Raw genomic sequence first — 15,328 nt, 5'->3', positions numbered from 1 at the left:
CACTCACTCGTTGTTCAGTTTTCAAAGATCAATGTCTCTTTTTTTCGTCGTCGTTGCTTGTCAGCAGCGACCTTTATAATATATCACAGCACCCTTGCTTCAGTCAAGCGTTTTTTTAATTTCTTTTTTCGCTTTCCTTATTGGCAAGTTATCAAGTGATATCTTGTCCAAAGGGCCGAGACTTAATGTATCATAAATTAATAACATGCGTCAACCATTAAAACAAAGTTATTTTTAAACCGAGCAGCATCAGGACTCCCGGAAGTCCAAGAATCGTTACTGCGCCTATGGTTGCCGGGTTTAAAGGAAGATAAACTTCCGTAAGCAATCCGGAGAAATTCACTATATAAATGCCCAGTGCAGCAAGAATAAGATGAGTCCCAAACAAACTGAGCCAGGCCCAGCCCAATTTTTTACGAAAAACTATTAATATCAATAATAACCCGGATAATATCAATACGCCCATTGCAGCCAATCTTAGCATTGTGCTCCCCCTTTACATATCTTGACCAAGCCTATAATAGACTGCGGTTAAGCCCCAAGCTTTTAGCATGCTTAAGATGAATTTGATATTTGCGTTCTGCTGCCTCCAGAATATATATCGCATAATCAATTTGATCCTGACCCAGCGCCTCATCAAACATCAAATAGGCTCTTTGCCACTCCGCTTGTGCCTTGGACACTTCGAGGAATACATTCCAGTGCTCATCCATGTCTGACACTTGAACATTTTTTACATCGTTTCCCTGCTTTCTCGAGCCCCACCAACCCATTTGCGATTCCCCCTCAAGAATAATTCTATGCTTGATAACGCAGCTTCCGCGTCTTGCATATTCTCATTCATATAAAGATGGGGACAAACTTAGAACTAAAAAGTCCCACAAAGTAAGACGGCGGTTCATAGCCTATCTTGTATGTAATGTATCGTTCAGGACGTATGCGCCCTCCTATATAAAAAAGAAGCCCTCGCGGGCTTCCTTCGCTGATTATGATGTCAGAACTGCTTAGAGCTCACGACGGCCTTCCAAAGCTTTGGATAAGGTAACCTCGTCCGCATACTCCAGATCGCCCCCCACGGGCAAGCCATGGGCTATTCTGGTGATTTTAATATCGAACGGACGGACCAGACGGGAGATATACATGGCTGTAGCTTCACCCTCAATATTGGGGTTAGTGGCCATAATAAGCTCTTTCACTCTCTCATCGCTCAGACGGGTCAACAGTTCCTTGAGTCTTATATCGTCAGGACCTATGCCCTCCATCGGTGAAATTGCACCCTGAAGCACATGATAATACCCGTCGAACTCCTTGGTTCTCTCTATGGCTACAAGATCCTTGGAGTCTTGTACCACGCAGATCACTGAGGTATCTCGGGTTTTGTCCTGACATATACGGCATGGATCGGTGTCCGTAATGTTGCAGCAGACCGAGCAGTAATGAAGATTGCGTTTGACACTGACAAGCGCTTTGGCAAAATCAATAACTTCATCCTCTTTCATGTTGAGTACATGAAAAGCCAGCCGGGCTGCTGTCTTCGGGCCGATCCCGGGCAAACGTGTAAAAGCTTCGATCAGCTTGGCTAGCGGTTCTGGATAATACAAATTGATGGTTCTCCTTTGGTCTGGAGTGGAGTAGGCCTAGAATAAGCCAGGGATCTTCATTCCGCCGGTGAATTTACCCATGTCGTTGTTAGCCAGCTCTTCAGCCTGGGTAAGGGCGTCGTTTACAGCGGTGATGACAAGATCCTGCAGCATTTCGATATCTTCCGGATCAACAGCCTCTGGTTTGATTTGCATGGACAGCAGCTTCTTATGGCCATTCACTTGTACAGTAACCACGCCGCCGCCGGAAGAACCTTCGATCGTCTTGCTTCCCAGCTCTTCTTGGGCTTTGAGCATTTGCTCCTGCATTTTTTTAACCTGTTTCATCATTTGGTTCATATTATTCATAAGTCGTCTCTCCTTTGGAATGCGCTTTTTGCGCTCATAGGCTTAAATGCTACTCTTTTATGACAACAAGGTCTTCTCCAAAGAGCTGGATAGCCTCGTCAATCCATGGTTCAGTCTTTGTCTCCGCAGTTTCATGCTCATGCTCGAGACGAAGCTCCTCCTTGCCCGGTTGTGCAGCAGACTTCTGCGCCGCTTCATTCCAGTCGCGCAGAAGTATCGTGACCAGACGGTAGGGTTTACCCAGCCGTGCAGCTAACACATTCTCAATCACCTGTCTGTTGGCCGGTTTCTCTGTGGTGTCCCGGTGAATTGTGTTCTTAAAGGCCACAAGCACCGCATCTTCCATTACTGACACAGGCTCACCGTCAACAAACCAGGCATGCACGGTTACCTTCTCCTCCTTCACCCCTTGCAAGACGACGCTCCATTGTTTAAACACCGAAGCGAAATCAGCACTGTCTTTACCGGCGATGAATTTATCCAGCTGCGGAGGCAGCTTGGAGGGTGAGGAGATTCGTGGAGCCGAGCTTTGGGCTGGCTTCTGGGCGGAAGCCTGATCTCTTGAGCCGTTACCGGATATCCCCCCGGACTGCATAGCCTGCTCGAGCTTCTTCTCCAATGCGGCAATCTGGCGCTTGAGAAGCTCCAGTTCCCCCGAATCCACGGAGGAGCTGCCCCCTGAAGGCTGCAGGGAGGCCGCTGAGCCAGGGGAAGCCGCCAGAATCGGAGCTCCTCCGCCCTGCTGCAAGCTGCATAACTTCATCAGAGCCACTTCAAACAAAGTCTGCGGATGAGTGGCATATTTCATTTCTCCCAGATAGCGGTTCAGGGTCTCGACAATTTCAAACAGCCGCTCCCGGGAGAACGCTGCTGCCATGTCGCGGAATTCAGCCGGATTGAGAACCCGGTCTGTTAGCTGATCCGCGCCCGGCACCATCTTGATCATCAGCAGATCACGGAAATAATACAGCAGGTTCTCCAGACATTTGTCGGCGCTTTTGCCTTCGTGCATAAGCTGCTCGACAAGTTCCAGAAGCAGACCCATATCACCTTCCAGAATGGCTGTTGCAAGGCGGGCAAACTGCTCGGAAGGAATTCCGCCAGTCATCCCCAGCACTTGCTGGTAAGTCACATTGCCGTCTGTAAAGGAAGAAATCTGGTCCAGTATGCTGAGAGCATCGCGCATCCCCCCATCGGAAAGACGGGCAATGTACTGCAATGCATCTGCATCTGCAGTAATGCCTTCCTTCTCACAGATTTCAGTTAGTCGGCCACTCTGCTCTTCGAGCGATACTCTGCGAAAGTCAAAACGCTGGCAGCGGGAAATAATCGTCGCCGGCAATTTATGAGGTTCTGTCGTCGCCAAAATGAACATGACATGGGGCGGCGGCTCCTCCAGCGTCTTTAGCAGAGCGTTGAACGCTTCTGTTGTGAGCATATGCACTTCATCAATAATATACACTTTACGGCGTACTTCGGTAGGCGCATATTTCACCTTATCCCGCAGATCGCGAATCTCTTCAACACCCCTGTTGGAGGCCGCATCAATTTCCTGCACATCCATTACGTTGCCAGCGGAAATCCGCACACAGGATGGACATTCATTGCATGGCTCCGGACCCGGACCGCGCTCGCAATTGACCGCTTTGGCGAGCACTTTGGCAGCACTCGTCTTGCCGGTTCCCCGCGGGCCGCTGAACAGGTAGGCATGCGAAACCCGCTGTTCACGAATCGCATTCTGCAGCGTCTGGATAATGTGCTGTTGTCCTACCATGTCTTGAAACGACTGCGGCCGCCAAGCACGGTACAGCGCGATATGTTCCACTATGCATTACCCTTTCTTAGGCTGCCGCTTTCCGGCATTTGTCGCTAATTTATTATACTATATTCCCCAGACTTTGACCAAAAACAAAAAGCATCTTTGCTTGTGGCAAAGACGCTATCATTAACGATATGTTCATAATATAAAACCGTGCACCTGTTATTGATGGCTGCGATCCAAGCGGCAACCCTACAAGACTGCTCGGGCTAGGCCACCCTCCGGCACAAGAGTAAACTTGCTTATGGCTGCTTCCTTCCGGACCTGACCAGGTTCACAAGCACTCATTGCGGAGGACCCAACCGTCAACACAGTCCATAGGGACCAAGGCCTCACATCGACAGCACCTCTAACAGGAATTCAACCTCGCTACAGCGGATTGCGAGTTACAGGGCACCGCTACCTCCCCGTCTAGCACGGCGAAGATAAGTATAGCTCACCGCCCGGTAAAAATCAACCCGACAAGCGGAAACGGCATTCTTTTCCTCTAGTATATAAAAACCCCCTGGCTAAAATGCCAAGGGGCAGTCCCATCTTATGCCACTGAAAGGCAAGGCTGATTAGATACCGTATTTCTTCTTGAATTTATCAACGCGACCACCGGCATCAAGGAATTTCTGCTTGCCAGTGAAGAACGGATGGCAGTTAGAGCAAATTTCGACGCGCAGCTCTTGTTTAACAGAACCGGATTCGAATGTGTTGCCACATGCGCAGTTTACCTTAGTAAGGTTGTACTTTGGTTGGATTGCTTGTTGCATTTGAATTTCACCTCTCATGCCCTAGGACTCATGCGGACCCAGAGTTATTAAACACACAACGGTATTTTAGCATGAAAGGTAAAAGTCTGCAATATGTTTAAAGCCCATATTTCCGTGCTACATATGGACTCTGCGCTGTTTGGCACGGGCCAAATCCGCTGGAGGAACATGAGTGAAGGAGCCTATGACCACATCCGGAAGTTCCTCGCGGAAAATCTCAAGCATGGTCTTCATGCCCAGAATTTCGCCTTGCGCCGGAGGAATGAGTTCTAAATAGCTCTCGGGATCAATGTTCAGATTACGCATCTGAATCAGTTTCAGATCCGTACGTCTTACAAATTCCACCATGGCCTCAATTTCTTCCTCGCGATCCGTGACCCCGGGGAAAATCAGATAATTGATAGAAGTATATACACCCTGCGCCGCAGCGTATTTCAACGATTTCTCCACATTCGCCAAAGTGTAGCCGCGAGGCTTGTAGTAAGCGTTGTAATGGTCATCCAAGGCACTGATCGTACTCACCCGCATCAAATCAAGCCCTGCATCAACAATCCCGCGGATATGGTCGCTTAGCCCGGCGTTGGTGTTGATATTGATATAGCCCATATCGGTAACCGAACGCACTTCACGAATAGACTCAATAATTAATTTGGCCTGTGTAGAGGGCTCGCCTTCACAACCCTGACCGAAGCTGATTATGGACTGAGGCGTCTTCAGATGCTCCAGCATGACTTGAGAAATTTCATCCACCGTAGGCCGGAAGTTCATACGTGTCTGCGGCGATACAAACCCGCTGTCATCAGGCTGCTCGGAAATACAGCCAAAGCACCCGGCATTGCAAGAATAGGAGACCGGAACCGCACCTTCCCAACGACCTAAAAAGGTATTGGAGGAAGTCAGGCATTCATAGCCCAGCGCGCAGTTGGAAAGATGATCATATAGACGGTTCTCCGGATACTTGGCGGTCAAATCACCGACTCCGGCTTCCACATTCTCACGGTCACAATTCAAAGGGTTCCATTGTTCGGGATCATCCGTAAGATCAGCAGCCACGTAGAAGCCGCCATCCTTCCACACTACAGCGGAATATCCGAACAGCGGAAGCTTATACGACTTGTCTGTCTTGACATAACCAGGAAGACAAAGCCTTGTAAAACCCTGCGGCAACAGTGCGCCTACTGCCTGCGAACCTTCCGGCAACGGCAGCATTTCCCCTGTCTCGGGGTTCATGCCCACTGCCCGCGTATTAGGCAGTCCTACCAGCGTCGCGCCTTCCGGCAGCGGAATCAATTCTTCCTCCAGCATCTCAACAATCATATCTCCGCTGCGGGCAAGCCCGTACAGCTCGGGATGATCATATACGTTTCCTTGCCCGTCGGCATATACCAAATACATGTTAGTCTCCTCTTATATCAATTCTCAGGTTGTAGGGACAGTAGGTGTCTTGGGCCGTGTTGTACGGCGCGCCGACGAACCGCTATTGGAAGTTCCGCCATTGCTGGCTGTACCGCTTGCCGATGAACCCTCTTTGCTTCCGGCCACATCAAAAGACGCCAGGAATTCGGCATTGGTCTTGGTGTCACGCAGCTTTTTGATGAATCCCTCTACAAAATCGTACGACTCGTTCATATTTTTGCGGATTGCCCAAATGGTATCGAGTTCTTCCTTGCTCAGCAGCACCTCTTCGCGGCGTGTGCCTGAACGGCGGATGTCGATTGCCGGGAAGATACGGCGTTCCGCCAGCTTGCGGTCCAAATGCAGCTCCATGTTGCCTGTACCTTTAAATTCTTCATAAATGATATCATCCATACGCGATCCGGTATCAATCAGCGCTGTTGCAAGGATCGTCAGGCTTCCGCCTTCTTCTACATTCCGCGCAGAACCAAAGAAACGCTTCGGACGGTGGAACGCCGCAGGATCTATCCCCCCGCTAAGTGTGCGGCCGGATGGAGGAACCACAAGGTTATAGGCGCGTGCCAACCGGGTAATGCTATCCAGCAGAATAACAACATCCTTTTTATGCTCAACCAAACGCAGTGCCCGCTGCAGGACAAGCTCAGCTACCTTAATATGATTCTCCGGAAGCTCGTCAAATGTGGATGCAACCACTTCGCCTTTTACAGAACGCTGCATATCAGTTACTTCTTCGGGACGTTCATCAATCAGCAATACAAACAGTTCAATCTCGGGATTATTAGTGGAGATACTGTTAGCTATTTCTTTCAGAAGGAGCGTTTTTCCTGCTTTGGGAGGTGCTACAATCAAACCGCGCTGCCCCAAACCTACAGGAGCAAGTAAATCCATTATTCGGGTAGATAAATGAGTAGGGGATGTTTCGAGCGGCAGCTTGTCTTGCGGATAAAGAGGTGTCAGCGCCGGGAAATGCAAACGCTCCGCTGCACTGGCAGGATTCTCGCCATTCACGGCATTTACTTGAAGCAATCCAAAGTAACGTTCATTTTCTTTCGGTGTGCGGCATTTCCCGGAAACAAGATCGCCGCTTCTTAAATCAAATTTACGAATTTGCGAAGCCGAGATATAAATATCTTCCGCGCTGGGCAAATAGTTAATCGGCCTCAGGAAACCATAGCCTTCAGGCAAAATCTCCAGCACGCCTTCCATGAACATGAGCCCGCTTTGCTCCGCCTGTGCACGAAGAATCGCAAAGATCAGTTCCCGTTTCTTGAGCGTTCCGTAGTAGGGAATCTGGTATTTCTTAGCCAGCTTATACAGATCGGTCAGCTTCATTTCTTCCAGATCGGAAATTTGAAGATCCATGTAATAACCACCTATTCAATTTTTGTATGAGTTCGGGCAAAATATGAGTCTATTAAATTGCTCATTAGGATAGGATTACCCAAATTGGAAGGAGATATGCAGTTTAGAGGCAAATATTACTCCTCCCAATTCCTCGGGCAACCTCAATTTCTATTCGTTCTCGCGCCAGACCTCGGCACCCAAATTGCGCAGATTACTAACAAGATTATCATATCCGCGGTCAATATATTCCACACCCGTGACCTCGGTAATGCCTTCCTGAACAGTCAGTCCGGCAATGACCAGCGCCGCACCCGCGCGCAAATCGGCAGCCTTTACTTTAGCAGCGTTAAGCTTGCCGCCTTCAATAATGGCTGATCGCCCTTCTACGCGGATCTTTGCGCCCATCCGCACGAGTTCCGGCACATGCTTAAACCGGTTGCTGTAGACAAAATCGCTAAGGACGCTAACTCCCTCAGCCTGGGTCAATATACTTGTCATCGGGGATTGAAGATCGGTGGCAAAACCGGGGTATACCAAAGCCTTAACATCGACATGCTCATATCGGGCTCTGCCGATCACACGAATGCTTTCGTCCAGTTCTTCAATTTCTACGCCCATCTCCAGCAGTTTGGCGGTCAAAGCCTCCAAATGTTTGGGGATAACGTTATCTATTAACACGTTGCCGCGCGTTGCTGCAGCAGCAATCATATATGTCCCAGCTTGAATCCGGTCGGGAATGATGGAATGACGGCAGCCATGCATCTCCGTAACGCCTTCGATCCGGATGGTTTCGGTACCGGCGCCTTTAATAACTGCGCCCATAGAGTTTAATAGGGTAGCTACATCTATAATCTCAGGCTCTTTAGCCGCATTTTCAATAATTGTAGAGCCTTTGGCCCGTGAAGCCGCAAGCATAATGTTAATGGTCGCTCCAACGCTGGACACATCCAGATAAATTTTCGCACCGCGCAGTTCCTTGGCATAAAGATGAATCGAACCATGATCATTAGTCACGGTCGCTCCCAGCGCCTCAAAACCTTTAATGTGCTGGTCAATTGGGCGGGGTTCAAAATTACAGCCGCCGGGAAGACCAATTGTCGCTTCCTTGAATCTTCCAAGAAGCGCTCCCATCATATAATATGAAGCCCGCAATTTCTTAACGGGGCCGTTAGGCATTGGAATGGAGACGATACGGGAGGGATCAATTCTCATCTGGTTGCCTGACCACGACACAGTCGCACCAAGCTCTTCCAAAATTTCAGAGTAAACAGCCACATCACTAAGGGAGGGCAAATTATCCAGAACAACTTCAGATTCGGCTAAAATCGCCGCAGGAATAAGCGCAATTGCGCTATTCTTCGCTCCGCTGATGGTTACAACGCCCTCTAGCGGACGTCCACCGCCAATCATTAATTTTTCCATAGATTTATCTGGTTCCCCCTACGTGTATTGCAACTTATCCGGCAATACTTGCTGTGGCATTTTTGGTGAATAAAATGGAAAGACACCGGCTAAGCGGTGTGCTTTCCATATCAAACTATTCAACTGGACAGCGTTAAATAACCTGTCCCGGTGCATAAAGATATTAATCTGTGCAGATGCACAAAGGAAAGAGCACTCTTAACAAGGGTAGCTCGTCCGCTAAGGGCGGAAATAAATTACGCTTTGTTGCTGGATCCGAACTCGCGGATTTTGCCAATAACGGTTTGTTTGATGGCATCGCGGCCTGGTGCGATAAATGTACGTGGATCGTAAGCATCAGGTTTAGCAGCAAGAACTTCGCGAACTACTTTAGCAAATGCGATTTGGTTCTCAGTGTTTACGTTGATTTTGGAAGTACCCAGGGAGATAGATTTCTTGATATCGTGCTCAGGGATACCTGTACCACCGTGCAGAACCAGTGGAAGTTTAACCGCGTTGCGGATTTCTTCCATTTCTTTGAATCCGAGGTTAGGCTCGCCATGGTAAGGACCGTGTACGGAACCAAGTGCTGGAGCCAAAGTGTCGATGCCGGTTTCTTTAACGATGCTTACGCATTCGTTAAGGTCAGCATATTGAATGCCGCCGATAACGTCATCTTCTTGTCCGCCAACTGTACCTACTTCGGCTTCTACCGAAACACCTTTAGCGTGTGCATAGTCAACGACTTTTTTAGTCATTTCAATGTTTTCGCTGATTGGGTGGTGGGAACCGTCGATCATTACGGAAGTAAATCCGGCATCAATGGCTTCCTTACATTTGTCAAAGCTAGAACCGTGATCCAGGTGAATCGCTACAGGAACGGTGATTTTCATGTCATGAACAAGACCTTCAACCATCTTTACAACAGTGTAGAATCCGCCCATGTGACGAGCTGCGCCTTCGGATACACCAAGGATAACCGGTGATTTCTCTTCTTCTGCGGCACCAAGAATCGCTTGAGTCCACTCCAGGTTGTTGATGTTGAACTGGCCTACTGCATATTTTCCTTCAAGTGCTTTGTTTAACATGTCTGTCATAGATACTAATGGCATGGTTTCAATCCTCCTAAGAATGTTGGTTGCTTATATATAAGCCGACATCACATACAGGCTTATTATAGCACATCCTGTGTTAAATACTAAATAGGGTACACAAAAAAATGTCCCGGTGGGACGATATTCATCCAGCCCATATCCCAGCGGAACTCATCCTTTTTAGATTGTCCATTTCAGGAGCATCCCAAACCGCCTATTCCAACACTAGCTGCACTGGTCTATCGACTTGCTGTTAAGATGCATGTTCACGGCTACCCGCATCTCATCAATGTCAAAAGGTTTGGTAAAGTGCATCAGTGCTCCGAGTTTCGTCGCTTCCTTAATCATATCCAGCTCTCCGTAGGCAGTCATCATAATCACCTTTATGGCCGGATTGATTTCCTTCAAATGCTTCAGGATTTCGAGTCCGTCCATTCCCGGAATCTTCATATCAAGCAGAACCAAGTCTGGGGATTCACTACGAACAATGTCCAGTGCCAATTTTCCGTTAGCTGCTTGAAAAGTGGTATACCCTTCGCTATTAAAGACTTCCATGAGAAGAATCCGGATTCCGTTCTGATCGTCGACAATTAATACTTTCTTCTTTTCCATATCATACCCTCCCAGATTTAAGGCAGATTGACTATACCGCGCTCCGCACAGCTAACGGCCCACTACAACTTAGTCTATACGAAACCTATAATTCGTGCTTTACAGCCAAAATCCTGCTAATTGGATAAAATGGGTAAATACAATCCATATAATGGTTAAACACTGACTGCCCGGGAATGGTAAATTCAAAACTATAAAAATTAAATTCTCAACAGCATTAAAGGTATACAAACCCTTATAACCAAAAAAAACGGCTTTGCCGTCCTTAACGAAGGACGACATCCGTTTTTGTAGAAATGAAGGAAAAGGTATAGCGCACAACCTATACTGTCCTATATTTCAAGTGGAAACGGCTTTGCCGTCCTCAAAAGGACGGTATCCGTTTCAGCGAGAAATAGAAGGATAATTTATAGCGTGAACATATAAATTCTTATATTTTGAAGAAAGCCTCCAGATGGAGGCTTTCAAAGACCCGTGAGGGCTGGTTTGACATATGAATTACAGCTGTTCGGAATGAGTCAGTGAAGCTTTGACAAATTCACGGAAGAGCGGCTGCGGACGGTTCGGACGGGAAGTGAATTCCGGATGGAATTGTACCGACAGGAACCAAGGATGACCCGGAAGCTCCACAATTTCCACCAGACGTCCATCAGGTGAAGTCCCGGAGATCACAAGACCTGCTTTTTCAATTTCGTCGCGGTAGGCGTTATTGAACTCATACCGATGACGGTGGCGTTCATAGACCAGTTCATCATCATAGCAGGACATAGCCAGTGAATCCGGCAAAAGCTTACAAGGATACAGTCCAAGACGCATGGTGCCGCCCATATCTTCGATATCCTTCTGCTCAGGGAGCAGATCAATCAGCGGATGCGATGTAGTCGGATCAATCTCCGAACTGTTCGCCCCTGCCAGTCCCAACACGGAACGGCCGTATTCGATAACGGAAACCTGCATTCCCAGGCAAATCCCGAAGAACGGGATCAATTGCTTACGGGCATAACGGATTGCGGAGATTTTACCTTCAATCCCCCGGTCGCCGAAGCCGCCTGGCACCAGAATGCCGCCTACTCCGCCAAGCAGTTCGTCCACATTCTCGTCGGTCACCATCTCAGCGTCCACCCAACGGAGCTTCACTTCCGCATTGGCTGCGAAACCTGCATGCGAAAGCGACTCCACCACACTCAGATATGCATCATGCAAAGCAACGTACTTGCCGACAATAGCGATCTCCACGGTGTGTTCCAGCTTCTGGATCCGCTCCAGCATGCTTTCCCATTCACGCATATCCGGCGCAGGTGTAGTCAGCTTCAAATGATTAACCACAATCTCATCCAGACCTTCATCACGCAGGTTAAGCGGAACCTCATACAGCGTGGAAGCATCACGGCACTCAACTACTGCATTGGCGTCGATGTCACAGAACAAGGCAATTTTGGCCTTCATGTCTTCAGAAAGCGGATATTCCGTACGGCATACGATCACATTCGGCTGAATCCCAATGCTGCGCAGCTCCTTGACACTATGTTGTGTCGGCTTTGTCTTTACTTCACCCGCAGCCTTAATATAAGGAATCAAGGTTACGTGGATATACATTACATTTTCCCGGCCAATATCACCCTTAATCTGACGAATAGCTTCCAGGAACGGCAGGCTCTCAATGTCGCCCACAGTACCGCCGATTTCGGTAATAACTACATCAGAACCAGTCTCGCGGCCGGCGCGGTATACCCGTTCCTTGATTTCATTCGTGATGTGAGGAATAACCTGAACCGTGCCGCCCAAATATTCCCCGCGCCGTTCTTTGCTGATTACGGAGGAATAAATTTTACCTGTCGTCACATTGCTGTTCTTTGACAGATTGATATCAATAAACCGTTCATAGTGTCCAAGATCGAGGTCAGTCTCCGCACCATCATCGGTGACAAATACTTCCCCGTGCTGATAAGGACTCATAGTTCCAGGGTCTACATTGATATAAGGATCAAATTTCTGGATCGTCACCTTCAGACCTCTGTTCTTGAGCAGCCTGCCCAGCGAAGCAGCGGTGATGCCCTTGCCCAGGGAAGACACAACGCCACCCGTTACAAAAATATACTTTGTCACTGTAAAACCCTCCTAAATAAAGTCCAGAAATTCAGGCGACGCATTTGTTTATCGTAACCCTTTTTTCCATCATCAAAACGGGGAACTTAAAAGTTACTTCCGTCATCCCAAAAAACCAGGGATGCGTTCATCCAATCACGGAAAAACCATCTAAAAAAACAAAAAAGTGACACCCGTAGAGCCGGGGCACTTTTTATTTTAGAAAATAATATTAACGTTCATTATAAGCCCATGCAATAGTTTACTCTGACGGTCCTACCCATGTCAAGGGAGGAATTCTGCCCTAGTGCACTATTCTAAAATTCGTCGTTCTCGTCCTCGTCGGCATCTTCGCCTTCGCCGTCTTCGGAGTCATCTTCATCCACTTCGTCTTCGTCAATGTCATCTTCATCAATGACAACATCCTCGTCAACTTCTTCTTCGCTGTCGTCGTCTGAATAGAGGTCGTCGCGATCTTCGTCGATAACGTCGAAGTCCTCTTCCTCAGCAGCATAGTTCTCTTCTTCTTCGGCAAAATCATCATCTTCCAAATCGTCGTCTTCATCGTTGATGATACGAACGCGTTTGGTATTGCCGACAGGATCATCGGAGCGTTCCAGAGGGTACCAGCGTTTCAGCCCCCACAGGTTGGTTCCGACACAGGCAAAACGCCCGTCAATGTTAATCTCGGTATATAACTGGGCAATAGTATCTTGGCTTTCTTGCTCGGTCATACCGCGCAGCTTGGCTACTTCAACCATCAGGTCACGGTAATAAAAAGGTGTGTTGGCTGCTTTAAGCACCAGGAAAGCCAGGTCCACCATCGGTATTTCTTTAACTTTCTCAGGGTCCAGCTTTAAATTGAGTGGCGTACTCACTAAAGGACACTTCCTCTCACGCATTGTTCACTTTACAAATCATGCTTAATTTATCATATCCATTAACAAACCTAAGTAAAACCTATTTGCCAGCAAATTGCAAGTCAATTGCGGTGAGAGGCCGGAAGATTCGCTTTGCGGTCCTGGTATGGAGATTTGTTTCTGGCGTTCCGGAAGGTTTGAAGCGCTTTCGGATGTTTCAGCCACTGCTTGCACGAGCACGAACAAAGCAGTTCGATCTGATCATATGTACTCGGCTGTCCCAACGCCAGGAAACCTGTGCTAAGCCGTCTTTGTTGAAAAGCACGCACAGCCGCTTCTGTACAACAGATATGAAGAAAGTATAGCGCCAAGCTTATACTCCTAATTTGCTAAAAAGGCGGAGGAAATTCCTCCGCGCATGACTGTATCCACGCCAAGGATCGGCTCCTTACGGGATGTTGCAAAGAGAGGTTTAGATCTCTTCCGTTTATTTTATGTGAAGCGCCGCCTTTTGACACGATGGGCAGCCCATTTCGCTAAAAAAGGGCAAGTTCCCATTCGGACGTCCGCCTTCTTTCATACAATATGGCAGCACGGCACCGAGGAGGGGACGGCGTATAACTTATGGACTATTACGGATTTTGGCAGATGCTGCTTGATGAGATATCGGCTGCCCCCAAAAATACTACTGAGCGGCGTATTGTTACCTTTAACGATGCCCGCCAGTATGCCGGAGCGCTGTCACAGTGGAAGGCGCTGAAGAAAAAGCGGCCTGGGCTGCGGCAGGTTCAGGTTTCCCCGCTGATTCGGGCCTTCTTTCTGCCTGCTGCGGGTGCAGAAAGACTGATGGATAAATTCTCCGATTTGCTGCGTATTGAAAATGACCTGCGGATACAGGTCCACTCCGTGTCCCCGGACAAGAGCGGAACCGCCGTCATGCCATGGGGGGTGAAGGCGATACATGCTCCACAGGCCTGGTCCAAATCAACCGGAGTGCATGTGAAAATAGGCGTCATTGACACGGGGGCCGATTACCGCCATCCCGATTTGAAGCATTCCCTGGCCTCCGGTGTGAATCTGCTGCACCGCGGCATGCTGCCGCTCGATGATAACGGGCATGGCACTCATATTGCCGGTACACTGGCCGCAGCGGGCGGCACGCGCGGAATGATGGGCGTAGCCCCACGGGCACTGGTGTATCCGGTCAAAGCCTTTGACCACAGCGGCTCGGCCTATGTGTCGGATATTGTCCTTGGGATCGACTGGTGTGTACAGAACAAGATCGACATTATCAATATGAGCTTCGGGATGAAAACAAGAAGCAAAGCACTTCATGATGTGGTGATCAAGGCCTACCGGGCCGGGATCGCTATCATCGCTTCCTCCGGCAATGACGGCAAACGGGGCGGGGATTATCCCGCCCGCTACCCCGAGACGATCGCCGTCGGCGCCCTGGACAGAAGGCACCGCGTAGCGGCCTTCAGCAACCGCGGTCCGTACATCGATGTGTACGGACCAGGCGAAAGCGTGCCCTCCTGCTGGCTGAGGGAGGGCTACAAAGAGATGAGCGGCACCTCTATGGCGACCTCGCATGTCACCGGTGCCGCTGCACTGCTGCTCGCGCTGCGGCCGTCGCTTACGCCGCGCGAGCTGAAGCTGCTGCTGCGCCGCACGGCTTCGCCGGTGCGGCTGCGCAAGGGCCAGCGCCGCGCTTCCCTGGGCGGCGGCGCGGCCGATGCCCTGCGCCTGCTGCGGGCGGGCGCACGGGCTAAGCCCGTTGCCGCCGCCGCGAAGGCGTAGGCAACGGGCGGCAAATGCCGCCGCTGCGCTCTGCGGCGGCGCCCAGCAGCAGGCCCCTCCGGCACGGGGGCCTGCAACCAGCCCGGACCGGGGGCCGCCCAGATTGCGGGCGGTTCCCGGTCCGGCGTTATTCAAGGCAGGACCCGGCGGCGCCGGTGCTGCCTCACGCCAAAAGCTCCGCCTTCCTTTC

At 49.5% G+C, this 15,328-nt stretch carries 14 protein-coding genes and 1 other RNA gene; 1 reads left to right on the top strand and 14 read right to left on the bottom strand.

Annotation, left to right across the window (positions count from 1 at the left end; genetic code table 11):
- Nucleotides 1-217 precede the first annotated feature (217 nt).
- From ACQ76X_RS32720 to rpoE, 14 genes are all read right to left on the bottom strand, one after another.
- Complete coding sequence (locus ACQ76X_RS32720; protein ID WP_038584589.1) at nt 218-484, bottom strand: pro-sigmaK processing inhibitor BofA family protein; 267 nt, start codon at nt 482-484, stop codon at nt 218-220.
- Between the two features lie 31 nt (nt 485-515).
- Complete coding sequence (locus ACQ76X_RS32715) at nt 516-713, bottom strand: DUF2508 family protein (protein ID WP_179091891.1); 198 nt, start codon at nt 711-713, stop codon at nt 516-518.
- Between the two features lie 291 nt (nt 714-1,004).
- Nucleotides 1,005-1,601, bottom strand: coding sequence for a recombination mediator RecR (gene recR, locus ACQ76X_RS32710; protein WP_038584584.1), 597 nt, complete (start codon nt 1,599-1,601; stop codon nt 1,005-1,007).
- Between the two features lie 36 nt (nt 1,602-1,637).
- The gene (locus tag ACQ76X_RS32705; protein ID WP_038584581.1) at nt 1,638-1,949 is read right to left on the bottom strand and encodes a YbaB/EbfC family nucleoid-associated protein; all 312 of its coding nucleotides are present in this window, start codon (nt 1,947-1,949) and stop codon (nt 1,638-1,640) included.
- 49 nt (nt 1,950-1,998) lie between these two features.
- On the bottom strand, nt 1,999-3,774 hold the full coding sequence (dnaX, locus tag ACQ76X_RS32700) for a DNA polymerase III subunit gamma/tau (RefSeq protein WP_438497945.1): 1,776 nt from the start codon (nt 3,772-3,774) through the stop codon (nt 1,999-2,001).
- 145 nt (nt 3,775-3,919) lie between these two features.
- Nucleotides 3,920-4,188: signal recognition particle sRNA large type (gene ffs, locus ACQ76X_RS32695), an RNA gene on the bottom strand.
- A 140-nt stretch (nt 4,189-4,328) separates the two neighbouring features.
- Nucleotides 4,329-4,526, bottom strand: coding sequence for a 50S ribosomal protein L31 (gene rpmE, locus ACQ76X_RS32690; protein ID WP_438497944.1), 198 nt, complete (start codon nt 4,524-4,526; stop codon nt 4,329-4,331).
- Nucleotides 4,527-4,643: 117 nt separating this feature from the next.
- A complete protein-coding gene (locus ACQ76X_RS32685) occupies nt 4,644-5,921 on the bottom strand; it encodes a radical SAM protein (protein WP_438497942.1) in 1,278 nt (425 codons plus the stop codon).
- A gap of 24 nt (nt 5,922-5,945) precedes the next feature.
- Entirely contained in the window at nt 5,946-7,304 is a 1,359-nt protein-coding gene (rho, locus tag ACQ76X_RS32680) for a transcription termination factor Rho (RefSeq protein WP_038584572.1), read from the bottom strand.
- 150 nt (nt 7,305-7,454) lie between these two features.
- Nucleotides 7,455-8,708 (bottom strand): UDP-N-acetylglucosamine 1-carboxyvinyltransferase, encoded by a 1,254-nt coding sequence (locus tag ACQ76X_RS32675; protein ID WP_038584569.1) that lies wholly within the window; start codon nt 8,706-8,708, stop codon nt 7,455-7,457.
- 236 nt (nt 8,709-8,944) lie between these two features.
- Nucleotides 8,945-9,799 (bottom strand): class II fructose-1,6-bisphosphate aldolase, encoded by an 855-nt coding sequence (gene fba, locus ACQ76X_RS32670; RefSeq protein WP_038584566.1) that lies wholly within the window; start codon nt 9,797-9,799, stop codon nt 8,945-8,947.
- Nucleotides 9,800-10,006: 207 nt separating this feature from the next.
- Nucleotides 10,007-10,393: a response regulator gene (locus ACQ76X_RS32665; protein WP_038584563.1), complete on the bottom strand. Its 387-nt coding sequence runs from the start codon at nt 10,391-10,393 to the stop codon at nt 10,007-10,009.
- A 498-nt stretch (nt 10,394-10,891) separates the two neighbouring features.
- Nucleotides 10,892-12,499 (bottom strand): CTP synthase, encoded by a 1,608-nt coding sequence (locus tag ACQ76X_RS32660; RefSeq protein ID WP_038584556.1) that lies wholly within the window; start codon nt 12,497-12,499, stop codon nt 10,892-10,894.
- A gap of 296 nt (nt 12,500-12,795) precedes the next feature.
- Nucleotides 12,796-13,356: a DNA-directed RNA polymerase subunit delta gene (gene rpoE, locus ACQ76X_RS32655; RefSeq protein WP_038584553.1), complete on the bottom strand. Its 561-nt coding sequence runs from the start codon at nt 13,354-13,356 to the stop codon at nt 12,796-12,798.
- Nucleotides 13,357-13,962: 606 nt separating this feature from the next.
- Between rpoE and ACQ76X_RS32650 the strand changes: the two genes are divergently transcribed.
- Nucleotides 13,963-15,138: a S8 family peptidase gene (locus tag ACQ76X_RS32650; protein WP_340895625.1), complete on the top strand. Its 1,176-nt coding sequence runs from the start codon at nt 13,963-13,965 to the stop codon at nt 15,136-15,138.
- Nucleotides 15,139-15,328 lie beyond the last annotated feature (190 nt).

Origin of the sequence: Paenibacillus sp. IHBB 3054, from assembly GCF_051594305.1 — a bacterium.
Taxonomy (GTDB): Bacteria; Bacillota; Bacilli; order Paenibacillales; family Paenibacillaceae; genus Paenibacillus_AQ.
Note: the sequence above shows the minus strand (reverse complement) of the source record. Positions and strands in the feature narration are given on the sequence as shown.

Coding starts and splice junctions, on each gene's coding strand:
- ACQ76X_RS32720 (WP_038584589.1), bottom strand. CDS start 484: ATGCTAAGATTGGCTGCAATGGGCGTATTGATATTATCCGGGTTATTA.
- ACQ76X_RS32715 (WP_179091891.1), bottom strand. CDS start 713: ATGGATGAGCACTGGAATGTATTCCTCGAAGTGTCCAAGGCACAAGCG.
- ACQ76X_RS32705 (WP_038584581.1), bottom strand. CDS start 1,949: ATGAATAATATGAACCAAATGATGAAACAGGTTAAAAAAATGCAGGAG.
- rpmE (WP_438497944.1), bottom strand. CDS start 4,526: ATGCAACAAGCAATCCAACCAAAGTACAACCTTACTAAGGTAAACTGC.
- ACQ76X_RS32685 (WP_438497942.1), bottom strand. CDS start 5,921: ATGTATTTGGTATATGCCGACGGGCAAGGAAACGTATATGATCATCCC.
- rho (WP_038584572.1), bottom strand. CDS start 7,304: ATGGATCTTCAAATTTCCGATCTGGAAGAAATGAAGCTGACCGATCTG.
- ACQ76X_RS32675 (WP_038584569.1), bottom strand. CDS start 8,708: ATGGAAAAATTAATGATTGGCGGTGGACGTCCGCTAGAGGGCGTTGTA.
- fba (WP_038584566.1), bottom strand. CDS start 9,799: ATGCCATTAGTATCTATGACAGACATGTTAAACAAAGCACTTGAAGGA.
- ACQ76X_RS32665 (WP_038584563.1), bottom strand. CDS start 10,393: ATGGAAAAGAAGAAAGTATTAATTGTCGACGATCAGAACGGAATCCGG.
- ACQ76X_RS32650 (WP_340895625.1), top strand. CDS start 13,963: ATGGACTATTACGGATTTTGGCAGATGCTGCTTGATGAGATATCGGCT.